Here is a 17,229-nt window from a genome sequence, read left to right on the forward strand (position 1 = left end):
ATTAGGTGCATTACACTTAAAAAGTTTGTGTAATGCACCTTCGTTAATCTATTTTGCGGGTGTTATGAGTGCTCTTTCACCGGCTGGTTCGAACTCTCGCAGAGCACCTTTGGCGAATTCGCCACGGACGTTGGTGAAGTCGAAGACAAGGTTGTCGTCTGCAAAGGCTATTTTCACCAGTGGGTTGAACACGAAGGCGTCTCCACGGGCAGCGTGTGGTGCCTGTGATATACCTGCGTATTCACCCTGGTGTCCCACGTTCATGGCGTAGTTTGGATAGTTAGGTCCACGAAGCTCCAGTGGCAGTCCCTCGTCGCCCCTTATTGAGAAGACGTTGGATGCACCACACTGGTCCTGGAGGTCGTAACCGTAGAATCCGAGCCTTGAGTGCTGTTCTTTGTGGAGGTACATTGAGAGGTACCATCCGCTGAGACCTGTCTGGGCGTTTCCTGTTGCGAATGCTGTTGAACATCCAGCTGCAGCTGCAACGACTGCTGCCCTCTGTGATCCACCGAACTGGTCTTCGAGGAGTGCTGGGTATTCCTCGTACTGTTCAAGGCCGTAGAATGTGACCTCAGTTGCAACGTCCAGGACGGTGTCCATGTTGTTTGGTGCCTCACAGAGTCCGTACTTGTCTTCCACGTACTCCTTACCGAAGTAGGTGAAGTCGTCAAGTATGTTGTCTGTGTATGCTGCTGTGGCGTACTGTGTGAATCCGACACCACCTGACATGTATGATCCTAGCCAGATCTGGTCGTAGAGCATTGCACCGGTTGCCACAACGTCAAGTGACACCCTGACAGGGTCCTCATAGTTGACCCTTGAGCTCTGACAGATGTCTGCAAGGTAACCGAATGGTACACCACCAGGCTCGTTTTCACCCCTTGCACGTCTCACAGGCAGGTATGTACCCATGTGTATGACTTCAGCGTGTTTTGCAGCGTATGCGAAGTCACCTGTTGCGGCTTCACCTGCTGCCTGTTTGTAGGCTGAAATCATGGACATACCTATCTGCATGGCGGACCATCGTGAGGTTGTTGCACCGTCACAGGTCCTTGAGACTATGGTTGGGATCCTGACGACCTGCCAGATTCCGTCACCAACCTCTGCCTTGAGGGTTTCTGCCTGGTCCTCTGGGAACTGTTTGTTGATGTCTATGACGAATGCAGGGTCGATTTCATCTGCTATTTCGTCGTTACCTGTGAATACCTTGACGTAACTGTCTGCCACCAGTGCAGGGTGGGTTTCCACCATGTGTTCCTGGACGACAGCTGCACCCGGCATTGCGTGGTTCACTGTTTCAAGGTAGTGGGTTATTGTCTCAGGTGTGACCTCCTTACCCAGCCTCTTTTCTATAACAGCGTGGGCGTGGTTCAGACCGACGATAACGGTCCTCCTTATGTCGTCCCACATCTGCTGCATGGCAGCGTTGTTCACGAAGTGGAGGTCGTCCCCTTCAACATAGGTGTCGGTTGTTGAAACCTGGTAGGGCATGAGCACCCTCTGACCAAGTGGGGTACCTATGTCAGGGTTATACTGGGGTATACCCCTCTTTGCTGCCACTTCTTTACCAGCGTTCACAAACTCGGTTTTTCTTTCTGACTGTTTCCAGCCACCAAGTGTGTAGAATGTGGTTTTCTTCTCTTCAGGGGATTCTTCAAATTTTTTCTTTAAAGCATTTATGAACAATTTGTCAGCCATAATCTACACCTCCCCCGGATTATTCTAGGTTGAACCCTCCTTGTGATCTTAAAACGTGGATTCTCTGCATGATCTCCACGGCTTCTACATCATCACGGTAGGCTTCACCATCCACGCGGTAGATGGTTGTTTTTTCCATCAGGGTTTCTTCATCCAGTGGTTCACCAAGATCCACGGGTTCGTCGAGTTCGTCACCGATCTGGTTCTTGACCATTTCGACTCTGCCTGTGTCCTTGTTGTAGATCTGCCTTCTGAGCATGTCGAACATCATACCGTCTTCATCGAGACGCAGTGAGTGTCCGTGGACAGATTTACCCCTGACACCTGACCTTGCAGGGTCAAAGAACTCTGTTTCAAGGAGTTCCTTGGATATCTTTTCAAGGTCCCTCTCCCTGGTCTCTATGATCTGACGTCCTGAGAGTGTACCTGCGTCTGCACCCCTGTACCTGCAGAGGTATGCCCTTGACCTCACATATGGCTGGGCTGGGGCGAAGTACATTGAGTCTGTGAACTGTATGTATCTGACCCTGTCACCGGCCTTTGCACCGTCTATTGGTTCGACCATTTCTCTTATTGCGTCCTCTGGTTCATCCATCTCTTCAAGTGGTGGGTGAACACTTGGGTATTCTTCCCCTGGGGCCCTGTGACCCAGAATCTTTACTACATCTTCATCTGAGATTTCTCTCAGTTTTTCAAGTTCGTATTCAGGGTTACAGAAATTCCTTCTGTTCTGAGCAACCTTAGTTGTTCCGGGATAGTATTGTGCCATATCATGCACCTCCTAAAGCTAACTTAACCTTTCTTATAATCTCATCCAGTTTTTCCTGGGGACAGGTTTCTCCTCTAATAACTCCACTCACGATGTCAACGATTGTTCCCTTGGTTTTTGGTTCATCCGGCATTACGACCCTGGTTTTGACACCTATCTTCGCAAAGTCCTCAAAGTCAACCGGGTATTCGCATATGACTATGCATGGGCGGTCAACATTTCTGAGTATGAGGCGTGCCTTGTAGGTGATGTGGTTCTTTACTCCGCCAAGGTGCACCACAAGGAGTCTGTGCCGCTTCATCTGCTCGACTTCAGCAGGTGTTAATCCAAAGAGGCTCCCTGCACCGGCACTTGGAGCGTCCTGTGGAACCCCTGCGCCTGCGTTGAGTACCAGGGTACTGGTCATTATGTTTGCTTCCCTCAGGGCAAATGTTATCTCGCAGACAGGCTTGGTTATGTGGCGCCTGCCAGGTGACATTGCCACTGCCAGAACTTCACTTCCGCACTGGGCAAAGGTACCCCTCTGGGCTATTCCTCCGCCTTCACCCATACCCATTGTCTCTCTACAGTCAACCACGTGAGTGCACTTTCCGATCATCTAATGCTCCTTCTTCCTTTTTATTATTGTGGCCCTTTCACTGAGCCTGGCGTTCTGATCCGTGAGACCGATGAGTTCATCAGGAATCTCATCAAGGCTCTCGCCGTACTTTATCTCGTCTGTGACGGTTTTCTCTGTTCTTATGTACTTGCCGGGAGTAACATCATATCCAAAGGGCAGGAGATCCTCGCAAACCCTCTTGATATCGGTTATTGTCTCCTCGTCCTCCACTTCAAGCAGCACACGGCCAGTTTTAACCTGAAGTTCAAATTCCTGGCCTTTAACGTTGATTATGCGCCTGTCAGGGTGGTCCTCTGGTGGTAGTCTCTGTCCGTGGATCACCATTCGCTTAACGCCGTGGATGTCCTCAAGGCGGTTAAGGAGTTTCTCTGTGGTGTCGGCCCCTAGCAGCCTGTGAGGAAATATCTGAACGTCCATTGGTTTTTTGCCCCCAGTTCTGAGAGATTATTTAGATTTCGTTTTTAATCTCAGCTGCTGCCTCCACAACATATTTGAGTGGTTCTCGGAACTCGTCAACCTGGCTGAATACTTCTTTTATGAGTCCAGAGGTTGCTTCTGGTGAGAACATCTGGGTTCCTGCATCCAGTGCCATTGCGGCTGCCACGCAGGGTATAGCGAATCCCTTACTGTGCCTTGTAACGATGTGGTTTCCGTTGAAGATACCTGGTCCACCACCACCGTAGATGGAGTGGCTGAAGAATGAAAATCCTACAGCTGTACCTTCCACTTTACCGAAGTCCACGCTTGGCAGTCCTGTTTCGAATTCTATGAGGTCGTTGTAGTAGAGCAGAGTTGATGATACACCCTGAGCTGCCCTTGCTGCACCCTGGTTAACCATTGTGGCTGCCATGAGTCCGGCTGCTGCGTAGGCGTTCCACATTGCAAGGTCGTCTGTGCCGTAGACCTTGTAGTCTGTGAGTTCCTTCTCAACCTTTATGACACCGTCTTCCAGGGCCCTTTCAACCAGGTCTGCTATGACTGATCCAACTGTACCTTCTTTACCGTTGGCCTTAACGAGGTCAAAGACCAGGTTGTCAGCGTTCATTCCCTGGTATGCAAGTCCAAGGAGGTGCATCCTCTCAAATGCTCCTACAGCATCACCCATCTCGAACATTGCTGTCTGTTCAAGTATGGTTGATAGTGCTGCTGCCTGGAGTGTGTTTTTGAGTGTGGCTGCAACAACATGGTTCACCATGATGTTCCTGAGTGCGTATCCTGGGCCTTCCAGTTTCTGTGGAATGTCCAGCATTGTTGCTATGTTTGCCCCCATGTACTCCACAGACTGTGGATATCTTCCCAGAACGGCTGCTTTAACCATGTTAGCATCGTACATGCTAACATCAAACTCGTTGATTATGGCCTGGACAAATGCTGTGGCGGTTACGAGTGGTGCTGCAGAGTATTCTGCTGCAACATCGAACCTTGCACTTGGGACCTGTACGAGTGCCCTTTTACCTCCGCCAAGGAGTTCGACGTTGGTGTCGTCGTCCTCAGTCACCTGTATCATTTCCTTTGCAGCGGCTGCTATTGACTCGGCGTTCCCGACAATGTCGAGGTCGAGTTCACGGCCCATTATCTTACAGGCAGGTCCGCCGACCTTCGCTGTCTTCAGGGCGTTTTCTATACCTTCAAGGTTCACAGCCACTGTCCTTTTAATCCCCTGCACTATGCTTTTAATGGCGGGGTTCCTTAATGGACTTAGAGCTTCTAATGGCACCTGTTCTTCGACGAGGTTGCCTCTGTCGTCGTACAAGTCGACCTTATCCTCAAACTTCGCCATTTTTTCCCTCCTAACAATCAGTTCCGTATACTAAACATCCAAGACCCCCTTTTCAGGAAAGGCAAGAAGGCCCTTGGAGGGTGTTAAAACACCCGTTTTAGTATACGGTGCATATTTAACTTGATCATAATTAATTAAGATTTCTTTCTGAATCAAGTCGAAAGATTTATATGTATCAACACGTTTTCTTCGGGTTTTATGGATTTTTTGTACGGCTGCGTTGATTTTTATGATCATGCACACCGCAGGTATGATGGCTGCAGGGTAATAAATTATATTTAAGGCGCAGCACAGAAAGAGGGACATGCAGATAATAGCGGATTTGGGTGGTATACCTGGCAAGGACTGCAGGGGATTCTGCAGGTACTGTTACTTCAGAAAGGTGGGAGAATTTGAACCCTTCGGCTGCAGGAACTGCTCCCCGGGAAGGGTGGGCTGTGAAACCTGTGGAAGAGATGTTGCAGAGAGGGGAAGGGAATTTTTACCCCCATTCCTTGTCATGGGTAATGTGCAGACAACACTTATGATGCAGAACCTTCAGGATAAGGACCTGAAGATAAACATCAGCGGCGGGGGTGATGTGAGCTGCTACCCCCACCTTGAGGAGCTGACAGCGGGACTTAGTGAATTTGAGATCCCCATACACCTGGGATACACAAGCGGTAAGGGCATGGATGACCCTGAGCTGGCATCCAGGCTCATTGGAAATGGTGTGGATGAGGTAACCTTCACTGTGTTCTCAGCGAACCCCCTCCTGAGGAGAGAGTGGATGCGCGATAGGAACGCTGAAAATGCACTGGAAGCCCTCAGGATATTCTGTGAATCCTGTGAGGTCCACGCTGCAGCAGTGATCATACCCGGTGTGAATGATGGTGATGACCTCCTTGAAACCTGCTCCAGACTTGAGGAATGGGGGGCCACAGGATTCATAATGATGCGATTTGCAAACTATGAGCATCAGGGGCTGATACTCGGCAATGGGCCAATAATTGAGGGTATAGAGCCGCACACAGTCCAGGAATTTGAGGACCTTGTGAGGATGGTTGACCAAGAGTTCAATCTCAGGGTTACAGGGACACCTGTCTGCGACCCTGAAAACGGGACTCCATTTGTCCTTGCAGATGACTCAAGCAGGGAGTACCTTGAGATCCTCCCTGAAATCAGGGGCGAGGCAACCATAATCACAGGATCCATTGCAGCCCCCTACATAAGGAGGATAATAAGGAACCTTGGGGCAGAGGACACTGTGAACGTTGTTGGTGTTGAGAAGGACATAGCATGCCTCATCACCAGGAAGGACCTCGAGGGTGTGGACCTCAGCGAACTTAAGGAAACAGTGATAATCCCGGGCAGGGCATTTGTCCATGAAATGCAGGCAAAGGAGGTTCTAAGCCGCGATGGTACTGACCGGATAGTCATAAGGGGCCCTGAAAGGCTCACCGTTGATGGGGAGATGAGCGGTACGCTGTCCCAGTATGATGTTATAGAGAGGGAGATGGAAGCATTCTATGAACTTATACAGGCCATAAATTTCTTCGGTGCTTCTGAATGACTCGTGTGGTTGTTTTAACACCAGAGCACTACACCTACGGTTCAATGCTCATTGCCGGTGTTTTGAGGGACCTTGGATACAGCGTTGAACTCAGGAAGGGCCTTGATGGTGCCGGCGCAGATGTGGTGTTCATAAGCCTCCAGTCGACCATCCACCTCCTGAGGTACAGGGATATTATTAATAATATAAGGGGCTTCAGGGTGGTGGGGGGTCCCGTGAGCATGGACCCTGAACTTGTACTCCGCCACCTCGACGTTGACCTTGTAATTCAGGGCGAGGGTGAGGATAAGGTGGGGATGGCCATGGAGGTTGCATCTGGAAGTTTGGATGCGTCTGAAATACCTGGAGCAGCATTTAAATCCCCTGAAGGGTTTATAATCAATGAACCAGCCCGCTGCTCCATGAAAAGGGCCCTCCCACTTGTGCCTGCAGATATCTCACAGGAGAACATAAGGGGTGCCAGTGTCTACATTGAAACCCACAGGGGCTGTCCCGGTAACTGCACATTCTGCCAGGTTCCGGAATTCTTCGGCCGTGAGGTCCGCAGCAGGCCACTGGAGGATATCATAAGGGAGGTCAGGGAACTGAGGAAATCCGGGGCCCGAAGGTTTGCAATAAGCGGGGGAACCGGAACACTCTACGGGAGCAGCAGGTTCAGGGGTATTGATGAGGATGCATTCACTGAGCTCCTCAGGGAGATAAGTGAAATCACAGGGCCCAGGAATCTGACGGTACCTGATATAAGGGTTGATATGGTGACCCCTGAGATCCTCGATGCCATATCAGAGTACACCAATGGGTGGGTGTTCTATGGTATAGAGTCAGGGAGCAGAAGGATCCTCAGAAGGATGAAGAAGGGCATAAAACCAGGGGATGTTATTGAGGCTGTTGAACTTGCCAGGGAGCATAATCTGAAGGTTGCAGGGTCATTCATAGTGGGGTACCCCGGTGAAGATGAAAGGGACCATGAGGAGACCCTGGAACTTGCAGATGAGCTAATGCTCGACGACTACTTTGTGAGCATCGCTGAACCGATACCCGGCACGGAACTTGGTGACGAGGTTAAGGGCCTTGAAGATGAGGATAACCCTGTATTCATGGAGCCATCAGACAGGAAGTTCAGGAGTCTGGCTGAGGAGAGGGCATTCGGTTTCATGCTTGATTCATACGTATTCAGGAGCATGCCCATCCCTGTGACCGATGAACTCCTGAGGTCACTTAAGAAGGAGGCCCGGGATCAGCAAGAACATATAGAAACTGTTACGCGTATGTTGAAGAGGGAACTTTAGGTCACATGTAGTTTAATTCCTTGAGAAGAATAATCTGCAGCATTTAATTGAAAATTCTGATGCTAACTCAGCTTCATTCGAAATGCCAATTTTTCTATTATTAATTTTGCAGACATGACATAATCTGTTTTTCTAAATGAGAGTTAAATCATCTGGTAAAATACACATAAAATGCATTAAATCATGCTCCTAACCCTCTTCCGATACAATCACTAAATTACGATTACCACCTGACTCTTCATCAAAAATAGATAAAGGTGGTAAAGCGTCAAATCATAATAAAACAAGCTTTTATGTATTTATCATAGATAAAGGTGGTATTCAGCGTAATTTGATAAATCGCTGAATACGGGTCTTCGCGTTAAAGTTTCAGTCAGCTCCACACATTGGTGCGCCGCACTCTGGACATTTCTCCATTCTGCATGGAACTCCAGGTGTTTTTGGTGCCTCGTATCCGCATTCAATGCATTTGCAGACACGTGGTGCCCCACGTCCAGCACCAAAACCTCTTCCGAAGCCGCCACTTCCCATCCGGGGCAGTGTATCTGCTGATACCAGCGTTATATTTTCTGAATCACAGTCGGGGCACTTTTTGTATTCCTTTTCAGGTGAGATCCACTCAAACTGGCAGTCCATGCACTTGTATCTTCTCCTGTCTGTGATGTAATCACCTCCTTTCAGTATTATTGGTCTGCCCTCGACCAGTGCCTCTGCTATCTTGGCCCGTGCGGATGTCAGTGTCCTGTGAAATGTTGGCTGTGATATACCCATGATTTCAGCAGCCTTTTTCTGTTTTATGTCATGGTAGTCCCTTAACCTGACAGCCTCAAATTCATCGAGGGTTATCTCAACCTCAACCCCTTCTTCACTGGCTTCCGGGGAAAATGCAACCACACGGGGTTCTCCCAGGATTCTTCTGTATCTTCTTGGTCTAGGCATGTTTTGAATATATATTCAAAACTTGTATTTAAAGTTTTTCATCACGGGTCAGAGACCATGAAAAGCCAGTCCCCTAACCAGACCAGCATCACCCTAAAACCATAGAAAAAATATCCCTGTAAACTGCCTGCCGGTCATCCATTCAAGATCCCCATAAAACCAGCGAAAATAATAAGTACCATCCAGTTCATCCTTAATCTCCATCGAAAACCGGATTAGAGGGAATGAGCTCAATAACAGTGACCTCAGAGGACGATCCTATACGGATAGGGGGACCCCATGTGCCTGTACCCTGTGAAACATACAGAAAACGTCCTGAATCATCATAAAGGCCCCTGATAAAGGGGAACATCATTCCAACAAGGAGGTTGAATGGATAGAACTGCCCACCATGCGTATGGCCGGATAGCTGGAGGTCAACACCCCTCTCCCTGGCGTAATCCCAGTCAACAGGAAGGTGATGAAGAAGTATGAGGGGCCTCTTCGGGTCAAATTCCATTATATCAAGGATCGCAGAAAGCGAATGCCTCTCCATCGAATAACCCACACCTGCAACCTGCACCCCCCTGAAATCAACAACACGCTGATCAATACACATGATACCCGCCCCCTCCACTGCAGACCTGAAGTCCCCTGAATAGGTGTCATGGTTGCCAGAAACAAAAAATACGGGAACTTCCACCTTAAGCTCTGAGAGTGTTGAGGCTCCAACGGGCCTTGAACCATCCAGGAGGTCACCTGTTATGAGGACGGCGTCAGGTTCAATTTCAGAGATAAGAGATGAAACCCTCCTGAGGAAACCACTGGACCTCACAGTCCCCACATGAAGATCTGAAAGCTGCACCAGCCTCAGTTCATCGCTGCATGGAAATGGGATCCTGACAGTCCTTACCTCAATATTCCAGCCCTTCAACAGCCCATAGGAAACCATTATGATAGATAAGGCCGCCGCAGGGATAGGGGAGAACGGAATGCCTGGAACAAGTGATGCTGCAAAGGTTACCCCCAGGCCAATGAGGATGTAAACAGCCATTCCCACCCATATCATGGAAACCACATAGGCAGCCCTTGAGATAAAGGATGGGTATACCCTCTCGGAGATTATGGCTGCCGGTAAAAGAAATGTAAGCGGGAGGCTCAGAATTCCCATACCAAGAGATTCCAGGACAGTAAAATTAAGAAGGTAGTATCCTGAGGAGAAGATCAGGATAAATATCAGGACCTGGAACTCTCTCCTCATGGGATCACAGTATGGAGCTTTCAGGTAGTAACTTAACGAGGATGTAGTCGTACATCATTGACTTCCTTATCTCAGATATGTCGCCCAGCCGGTAATCAGAAACCCTCACATCTGCTATCTCGTCATGGTAGCGGTCATAGTTGAGCTTCACACGGACCCCATCAAGCTGGCTTGTTACAGGTGTGGGGGAGTAGACCTCCTTAACGGCAGGCACCTGATTTTCAATCTCGGTCTTAACAAGTATTGAGGGGACCAGAGGTGGGTCCGCCGCCATTTCACGCCTCCTCCTGTCAAGTATATCCTCGACCACCTCAACAAGTTTCCTTAGGGCCCTTATATCCTCACCCCTCTTCAGCCTCCTGGGTATCCTCCCAAGGCCCCCAACATAGGCGTCGGCACCTGGAAGCTCGCTGAGGTCAATCTTCTCAGGGGACCCTGTAACCACCACCGGGATGTTTATGTCACTGAAAAGGTGGGCCTTATCCTTTATGCACTGCTCAAAGCTTCCAAGGGCAAAAACTGCAAGGTCGTGTTCCTCTATGAGCCTCTTTTCATCCTCTGATATCCTGGATATACCCTTACCTGCCCCACGGGCAAGGCCTATCATGTTATCCTTGGCACCGTACCTCCTGAGGTACTCGGATATATCACAGGCCGAATGGGGTAAATGATGCCTTGCCAGGGTCGGTGAGACGATAGCTATCTCAGTACCCGCCATAGGGGCAACCTTAACCTTCCCCAGGAGCTCCCTGGCCTTTTCCCTCACCTTATCCACATCCTCAATTGGGACGGCCAGTGTGAGTATGAGGTCCATCTGAAGCATGTTCTCCTGGAGCACAAATCCGCCGAGGTCCTCAATCAGTTCCTTCATTTCCTCATGGCGGTGTACACCGCCCTGATAGGTTAAAGTTTCGTACATAATTTCCTCTCCAGATACATGTACCTGAATAAAGCCCTCTTAACCGGGTCAACTGGAAGGTTTCTGTGTGAGGGGACCCTGATGCAGTCAAGTTCCATGTAATCGGGGCATACCGTGAAATCTTCATTCAAATCAACAATGGTGAATCCCATGTCCTCAACGATCTCCCTTAGGAAATCTGAATAAACCCTTACTTTTATTTTGCTGTTAATCTCCCGCAACCCCGCAGGGTCATGCCACCAGGGGGAGCAGACCTCAAAGTCTATCTCATCAGCCGAGGAGTACCTGAGGCTTCCAGGATCCACCTCCTGAACAGCCCTGAAAACGGTTCCTATGGCCTCCCTTATCTGGGTGAATGTGTTGAGTTTAAGTTTAACCGCCCCAGCAACTGGTGTCTCAGATAGCACAAATAAAATGTCTGCATCCTCATCCTCAGGTTTGCGGGTCACATGGTACCCCATGACGCCTGCAATCCTCAGTATGCCCTCACACATTGGTGTTGTAAAAATCCTCATTGAGTCACCGATGAAGTCTATAAATACCTCATGAATAAATCTCTCTATAATCATTTATAAGGTGTGCTGATGAGGGTAAGTCTCAGCTTTGAAAAACCGGAGGGCAGTGGACTCTGCATAATGGTGGACCTTCTGAGGGCAAGTGCAACCATAACCTCTGCCCTGGACAGTTTCAGGGAGGTCATCCCTGTTGGGGACGTTGAGGAGGCAACGGAATACTCCAGGATGGGCTATGTGGTGGCAGGGGAGCGTGGTGGTGAGACCCTGCCAGGATTCCTGGCCAACTCCCCACTGGAGGTGAGGGAACATTCAGGTGATGCCCTTGTGCTAACCACCAGTAACGGTACAAGGATCCTTGAGTCAGTTGAATCACAGGCCCTCGTGGGCTGCCTCAACAATCTGGATGCAGTGGCCTCAGCTGCAAGGAATCTTTCGGATGAAGTTGAGGTGGTCATGGCCGGTGTTAATGGCCGCTTTGCAATAGAGGATTTCCTCTGCGCCGGTGAAATAATACGTGCCATTGGTGGTGAGTTTGAAGAGTACGCTGAGGCCTCAGTACTTGCAGTTCAGGACAGGTCCATGGTTGATGATGCCATAAGAAAATCCAGGTCAGCCAGGAGGCTCAGGGAACTTGGTTTTGCCGGTGATATTGAATACTGCCTCAGAAGGAATATAACAGAAAACGTACCCGTATACAGGGACGGCAGGATATCGCTGATCTAAGGGAGGATGCACTGGACATGAATCTGGAGGAGCTGAAGATAATAGGTACCGCACATGTATCTGGAGAAAGTGTTGATGAGGTGAGAAGAACCATACTTGAGATGAAACCGGACGTTGTTGCAGTGGAACTGGACCCCGGGAGGTACAGGAGGCTCATGGAAGAAAAAATGGGGATCAAAAGGGATGAACCTTCCCTCAGGGACGCCCTCAGAAGTGGAAACATTGGTGTCATCCTTGCAGGCTGGTTTTTAACCTATTTCCAGAGGAAGATCGGTGAGGATATAGGTGTCAAGCCAGGCAGTGAGATGCTTGAGGCGATAGATGCCGCCCATGAGGTTGGTGCGGGGGTTGCCCTCATTGACCGTGACATAGGGGTGACCATGCAGCGGGCGATCGGGTCCATGAGCCGGCGGGAAAAGCTGAGGTTCTTTCTTGCAATCATGAGATCCTTCATTGGGGGGGAGGATGTGCGGGATATTGAGAGCCTCAAAAGTGACGACACCCTTGCGGAGGTTATGGGGGAATTCCGCGAAATATCACCCTCAGCATACCGTGTGCTTGTTGAGGAGAGGGATGCCTTCATGGCCCACAGGCTCCTCTCCATTGAGGAGGACCGCGTTGTTGCCGTTGTGGGCGCAGGCCACAGGAGGGGGATAGAACACTACCTCAGAAACCCACAGGAACTTCCACCACTTGAAGAACTCATTTGAATATCCGATAATATCATTCAGACTAATGTCCCGGGCACACCCACAGGCTCCGAACAATATTACAAGACATCATTCAGAGTAATGCCATGCTGGAGGAAAAATATTCATTAAATACCGGTCCAATAAATATTTACTATAGAAAGAGCAGTGTGATATTCAATGTACGTCATATTCAGATGTGACTGTGGAAGGGCCCTATACTCAAAGGAGGGCGCAGATACCCGAAAGTGCGTCTGTGGAAGAACCCTGAAGGTTAAAACAAGGCGCATATTTGGAAAGGCCGGTAGCTTCCAGGAAGCAGCAGAAATTGTGAGAAAACTCCAGGAAGAAAGGTATGGCACCTGCCATTTCACAAATCCAGTGAAAAGGGAATAGAACGAGATATGATAGAAGATATCCGATCATTCACATCAGCCGGTGAGAGGAGAAACATAGAATTCAAGAAGGCACTCTCACCAGGGTATCATCTGAAGATGGACCGGAAGAAGAGCCTGATCTCCCAGATGAAGTACCGTATGGAGAGGGGTGATGGAAGGGCAGTATACCTCCTTGGTGTGGAGGACAGCGGTGAACCGGTTGGCCTCCCTGATGAGGAACTCAGGGGGTCAGTTGAGGTCCTCAGAAAACTGAGTCAGGAGATAGATGCTGTTGTGGAGGAGGTTAACCTCCATGAGGGAACCCACGGTAGGGTGGCCGAGGTGATAATCTCAAGGAAACAGAAAACAGAGAGGGAACACCTCCTCATAGGTGTCGCCGGCCACGTTGACCACGGAAAGAGCACACTCCTCGGTACACTCACAACAGGAACCCCCGATGACGGAAGCGGTAAGACAAGGATATTCCTTGATGTCCAGAAACACGAGATAGAAAGGGGCCTATCAGCGGATCTATCCTTCGCCATATATGGATTCAGGGATGGGATGGTCATAAGACTCAAAAATCCCCTGGACCGGAAGGAGAAATCAGGGCTCATGGACAAGGCCGACAGGGTAATATCCTTCGTTGATACCGTTGGACATGAGCCCTGGCTGAGGACAACAATAAGGGGGATTGTGGGGCAGAACCTGGACTATGGCCTCCTGACCGTTGCCGCGGATGAGGGCCCAACGCATATAACAAGGGAGCACCTTGGTATAATGATTGCAATGGAGCTTCCTGTGATCGTTGTGCTCACAAAGACCGATATGGCCACCCCCTCCCAGAGGAGGGCTGTGCGGGCGAAGATATCTGAACTCCTTAAACTGGTTGGGAGGATACCCTTCCATGTGACCGGAAGGGACTCCGCACGGCAAATAGCCGGCAAGATGAACCAGCACATAGTACCCATAATAGAGACATCCTCTGTCACAGGGGAGGGCCTTGAAGTCCTAGATGAACTCTTCCTCAACCTGGAGGTTAAGCGTGACGTTAACGGGGACGAGAAGCCATTCCTCATGTACATAGACAAGGTATACACCATCAGGGGTGTTGGAACCGTTGTCAGTGGAACCATCCAGCAGGGCCTTGTCAGGAAGGGTGATACCCTGCTCCTTGGCCCCATGAATACCGGGAAATTCAGGGAAGTCACCGTTAAATCCATCGAGATGCACCACTACCGTATAGGCTGTGCAGAGCCAGGACATATAGTTGGAATATCCATCTCAGGGGCATCCGCCGATGAAATAGAGAGGGGTATGATACTGGCCCACCCTGACTATGAACCAGAGGCGGTCAGGGAATTTGAGGCCGACGTGGCCATACTGGTGCATCCCACAACCATAAAGGCGGGCTATGAGAGCGTAACCCACATTGAAACAATAGCCGAGACCACCATACTGGAACCCCTTGATGCAGAGTTCATGTCAGCCGGTGACAGGGGCAGGGTGAGGATGAGGTTCAAGTACAGGCCCCACCATGTGAAGGAGGGTCAGAAGATAATCTTCCGTGAGGGAAGGAGCAAGGGTATCGGCTCAGTTACCAGAATCCTGGAATAAACAGTTTATCAAACAAAAGCCTCTGCCTAACGATCCGCTTCTCCTATAATTTCAAGGAACTCACAGGCCTTACATTTAATCCCTGACGCTGGTTCTCCGCAGATTGAACACTCTCCAATCCCATAATCCTCCGCCAGAGGCTGGAATGTGACCTTTAATGATTTCATGATCATCTCCTTTACACCGGGACTATCTGATTCTATCCTGTTAAGGAAATCCCTTATCCCTGCCCTCATTGATCTGCTGGAGTAGGGACAGGGGGCACTGTGAAATTTCACATCATTGAGCTCAGCCCAGAGCCTGACATCCTCCTCAGGTGTGCTCCAGAGGGGTTTTATCCTCGGTACCATCCGGGGGTGTATCCTCTGAAGTTTCGGGCCGAACTTGGAGAACTTCCTCACATCCCCCCTTGCAAGGCTCATGATGAATGACTGAACCTCGTCGTCCATGTTGTGGCCCGTTGCAATCTTTGATGCTCCTATTTCCCTGGCTGTCCTGTTGAGTATCCACCTCCTGAAGACACCGCAGGGGATGCAGGGGCTTCTGAACCCTTCCAGAACATCTTCAAGTTCAAAGTTGAATTCATCCCTGAATGATTTCTCTATGAGTTCAACCCGCCTTATACGGGCGTTTTCCCTTGCTGCGAGAACCCCCTCCCCCCTGTAGCCCTCTATACCCTCATCAACCGTGATGGCTGTGAGTTCAAAATCCAGTTCCTCCCTTAAATCTGAGAGCACATGGAGTGTCAGCACACTGTCCTTGCCGCCTGAAAGTGCCACTGCAACGTGTTCTCCCCTCTCTACGAGTTTATGTGATTCCATGAGACCTCTTATTCTGGCCATGATTCTCCGGTTGAATTCCTGAACATCCATGGAACCTATATATAAAACAGCCGACATATATATCCACCATGATAACCGCAGAGCTCACCATAATACCTCTCGGTACAGGCAGCACTTCCCTCAGCGGTTACGTGGCCGCTGCAGTCAGTGCCCTCGAGAAAATGAACGTGAGGTATGAGATCTCAGGTATGGGGACTCTTGTTGAGGCCGGTGACCTGGATGAACTCCTTGAGGCTGTTAAGGCGGCCCATGAGGCCGTCCTGGAGGCAGGCTCAGAGAGGGTCTACACAACAATCAAAATCGATGATAGAAGGGACACCGACAGGGGCCTCAGTGACAAGGTTGAATCTGTAAAGAAAAAGCTCCAGTAAGGAAAAATGTTCCTTAATAACGGCTGAGTCTCTGAAACTCCCTTAAGTGTTATTCAGTAGTTTAATTTTTAAATGTACATCCTCATGGGGCGTTACATATAAAAAATAGAATTATGCCAGGTCCTCAACACCACACTGCACCTGAGATAATAAGAATGTTAGTTCTGCCCGAAGAAATCCCTGACAGAATCCACAATCCTTTCAAGGTCCTCATCAGTAAGGGCAGGGTGTACCGGTAGCGATAGGACCTCCTCCGCAGCCTTTTCACTGACCGGACAGCTGGCATTGAAGCCCATCCTCCGGTAGAGTTCCTGCCTGTAGATGGGTTTCGGGTAGTGAATCCCGGTACCTATGCCCCGCTTGTTGAGGAATTTCATGAGCCTGTCCCTTGAACCCGGAACCCTCAGGGTGTACTGGTGGAAGACGTGTTTAACCCCCGCTGCAACGTGGGGTGTTGATACTCCCTCAAGGTCCCTGAGGCTATCTGTGAGGTACTCTGCATTTTTGATTCGCCTTCTGTTGAAGTCTTCAAGTTTTCCTAGCTGGGCTATGCCAATGGCCGCGGCAATATCGGTCATCCTGAAGTTGTAGCCAAGGTAAGCGTGATTGTAGCGCTCTGTCTCCCCGTGGGCCCTCAGAATCCGTGCCATTTCTGCAATTTCCTCATTATCAGTTGTTATCATCCCGCCCTCGCCTGTTGTGATGTTCTTTGTTGGGTAGAAACTGAAGCATGCGGCATCCCCCATTGAACCCACCATCCTCCCATGATACTCTGCACCATGGGCCTGGGCAGCATCCTCAATCACCAGGAGGTCATGATCAGCAGCCAGGTCCAGGATGGGGTCCATGTCGGCGGGCTGTCCGTAGAGGTGTACGGGTATTATTGCCCTTGTGCTGGGTGTTATGAGTTCCTCGATCCCCTCAGGATCTATGTTGTAGGTTTCGGGATCTATATCTGCAAATACAGGCTCAGCACCAACGTATAGGGCTGCGTTTGCCGTTGCAGCGAAGCTGAATGGTGTTGTTATAACCTGGTCCCCTTTTCCAATCCCTGCGGCCAGGAGGGCGAGGTGGAGGGCTGTTGTCCCTGAACTTGTTGCAACAGCGTGTTCCGTACCCACGCAGGATGCAAACTTCTCCTCAAATTCCGCCACCCGTGGTCCCTGGGCAATGAATCCCGATTTAAGTACCTTCACGACTTCCTCTATTTCCTCTTCATCGATTATGGGAGTAGCAACCGGTATCATGTGAACACCTGAGTAAGAGTTACTGAGTTATTAGTTTCTC

18 protein-coding genes are annotated in these 17,229 nt (G+C 49.8%); 7 read left to right on the forward strand and 11 right to left on the reverse strand.

Going from position 1 to position 17,229, the window contains the following annotated elements:
* Positions 1-48 precede the first annotated feature (48 nt).
* The 5 genes from mcrA to mcrB are packed head-to-tail and all read right to left on the reverse strand — an operon-like array spanning position 49 to position 4,869.
* Positions 49-1,701 (reverse strand): coenzyme-B sulfoethylthiotransferase subunit alpha, encoded by a 1,653-nt coding sequence (mcrA, locus tag MTBMA_RS07550; RefSeq protein WP_013296337.1) that lies wholly within the window; start codon positions 1,699-1,701, stop codon positions 49-51.
* Between the two features lie 19 nt (positions 1,702-1,720).
* Complete coding sequence (mcrG, locus tag MTBMA_RS07555; RefSeq protein WP_013296338.1) at positions 1,721-2,470, reverse strand: coenzyme-B sulfoethylthiotransferase subunit gamma; 750 nt, start codon at positions 2,468-2,470, stop codon at positions 1,721-1,723.
* 1 nt (position 2,471) lies between these two features.
* A complete protein-coding gene (mcrC, locus tag MTBMA_RS07560; RefSeq protein ID WP_013296339.1) occupies positions 2,472-3,068 on the reverse strand; it encodes a methyl-coenzyme M reductase I operon protein C in 597 nt (198 codons plus the stop codon).
* Entirely contained in the window at positions 3,069-3,506 is a 438-nt protein-coding gene (gene mcrD, locus MTBMA_RS07565) for a methyl-coenzyme M reductase operon protein D (RefSeq protein ID WP_013296340.1), read from the reverse strand.
* Positions 3,507-3,537: 31 nt separating this feature from the next.
* Positions 3,538-4,869 (reverse strand): coenzyme-B sulfoethylthiotransferase subunit beta, encoded by a 1,332-nt coding sequence (gene mcrB / locus MTBMA_RS07570; RefSeq protein ID WP_013296341.1) that lies wholly within the window; start codon positions 4,867-4,869, stop codon positions 3,538-3,540.
* A gap of 304 nt (positions 4,870-5,173) precedes the next feature.
* Between mcrB and mmp10 the strand changes: the two genes are divergently transcribed.
* Both mmp10 and MTBMA_RS07585 read left to right on the forward strand, forming a co-directional pair.
* Complete coding sequence (gene mmp10, locus MTBMA_RS07580) at positions 5,174-6,421, forward strand: methyl coenzyme M reductase-arginine methyltransferase Mmp10 (RefSeq protein ID WP_013296342.1); 1,248 nt, start codon at positions 5,174-5,176, stop codon at positions 6,419-6,421.
* A complete protein-coding gene (locus tag MTBMA_RS07585; protein ID WP_013296343.1) occupies positions 6,418-7,710 on the forward strand; it encodes a methyl-coenzyme M reductase glutamine C-methyltransferase in 1,293 nt (430 codons plus the stop codon). Before mmp10 ends, MTBMA_RS07585 begins: the two co-directional genes overlap by 4 nt.
* A gap of 369 nt (positions 7,711-8,079) precedes the next feature.
* Here MTBMA_RS07585 and MTBMA_RS07590 read toward each other — a convergent pair whose 3' ends face one another.
* The 4 genes from MTBMA_RS07590 to MTBMA_RS07605 all read right to left on the reverse strand — a co-directional run bounded on the left by MTBMA_RS07590 (position 8,080) and on the right by MTBMA_RS07605 (position 11,323).
* A complete protein-coding gene (locus MTBMA_RS07590; RefSeq protein ID WP_013296344.1) occupies positions 8,080-8,649 on the reverse strand; it encodes a DUF134 domain-containing protein in 570 nt (189 codons plus the stop codon).
* 193 nt (positions 8,650-8,842) lie between these two features.
* Positions 8,843-9,889, reverse strand: coding sequence for a metallophosphoesterase (locus MTBMA_RS07595; protein ID WP_013296345.1), 1,047 nt, complete (start codon positions 9,887-9,889; stop codon positions 8,843-8,845).
* Positions 9,890-9,893: 4 nt separating this feature from the next.
* Entirely contained in the window at positions 9,894-10,808 is a 915-nt protein-coding gene (locus MTBMA_RS07600) for a methanogenesis marker 7 protein (RefSeq protein WP_013296346.1), read from the reverse strand.
* Positions 10,793-11,323 carry a hypothetical protein gene (locus MTBMA_RS07605; protein WP_013296347.1) on the reverse strand — a complete coding sequence of 177 codons (531 nt, stop codon included), beginning with the start codon at positions 11,321-11,323 and terminating at the stop codon, positions 10,793-10,795. The genes MTBMA_RS07600 and MTBMA_RS07605 overlap by 16 nt, the downstream gene beginning before the upstream one ends.
* 69 nt (positions 11,324-11,392) lie before the next feature.
* Here MTBMA_RS07605 and comB point away from each other — a divergent pair, with 69 nt between their 5' ends.
* From comB to MTBMA_RS07625, 4 genes are all read left to right on the forward strand, one after another.
* Entirely contained in the window at positions 11,393-12,046 is a 654-nt protein-coding gene (gene comB / locus MTBMA_RS07610; RefSeq protein WP_013296348.1) for a 2-phosphosulfolactate phosphatase, read from the forward strand.
* 17 nt (positions 12,047-12,063) lie between these two features.
* Positions 12,064-12,756 (forward strand): TraB/GumN family protein, encoded by a 693-nt coding sequence (locus MTBMA_RS07615; protein ID WP_013296349.1) that lies wholly within the window; start codon positions 12,064-12,066, stop codon positions 12,754-12,756.
* Between the two features lie 159 nt (positions 12,757-12,915).
* The gene (locus MTBMA_RS07620; RefSeq protein ID WP_013296350.1) at positions 12,916-13,131 is read left to right on the forward strand and encodes a DUF1922 domain-containing protein; all 216 of its coding nucleotides are present in this window, start codon (positions 12,916-12,918) and stop codon (positions 13,129-13,131) included.
* Positions 13,132-13,139: 8 nt separating this feature from the next.
* Entirely contained in the window at positions 13,140-14,729 is a 1,590-nt protein-coding gene (locus MTBMA_RS07625) for a GTPBP1 family GTP-binding protein (RefSeq protein WP_013296351.1), read from the forward strand.
* A gap of 26 nt (positions 14,730-14,755) precedes the next feature.
* Here the strand turns inward: MTBMA_RS07625 and MTBMA_RS07630 are convergent, their stop codons facing one another.
* Positions 14,756-15,628 (reverse strand): TIGR00269 family protein, encoded by an 873-nt coding sequence (locus MTBMA_RS07630; RefSeq protein ID WP_013296352.1) that lies wholly within the window; start codon positions 15,626-15,628, stop codon positions 14,756-14,758.
* An 11-nt stretch (positions 15,629-15,639) separates the two neighbouring features.
* Between MTBMA_RS07630 and MTBMA_RS07635 the strand changes: the two genes are divergently transcribed.
* Complete coding sequence (locus MTBMA_RS07635; protein WP_013296353.1) at positions 15,640-15,942, forward strand: MTH1187 family thiamine-binding protein; 303 nt, start codon at positions 15,640-15,642, stop codon at positions 15,940-15,942.
* A gap of 158 nt (positions 15,943-16,100) precedes the next feature.
* Here the strand turns inward: MTBMA_RS07635 and MTBMA_RS07640 are convergent, their stop codons facing one another.
* Positions 16,101-17,189, reverse strand: coding sequence for a DegT/DnrJ/EryC1/StrS family aminotransferase (locus MTBMA_RS07640; RefSeq protein WP_013296354.1), 1,089 nt, complete (start codon positions 17,187-17,189; stop codon positions 16,101-16,103).
* Positions 17,190-17,229 lie beyond the last annotated feature (40 nt).

The organism is Methanothermobacter marburgensis str. Marburg (assembly GCF_000145295.1).
GTDB classification, from domain to species: domain Archaea; phylum Methanobacteriota; class Methanobacteria; order Methanobacteriales; family Methanothermobacteraceae; genus Methanothermobacter; species Methanothermobacter marburgensis.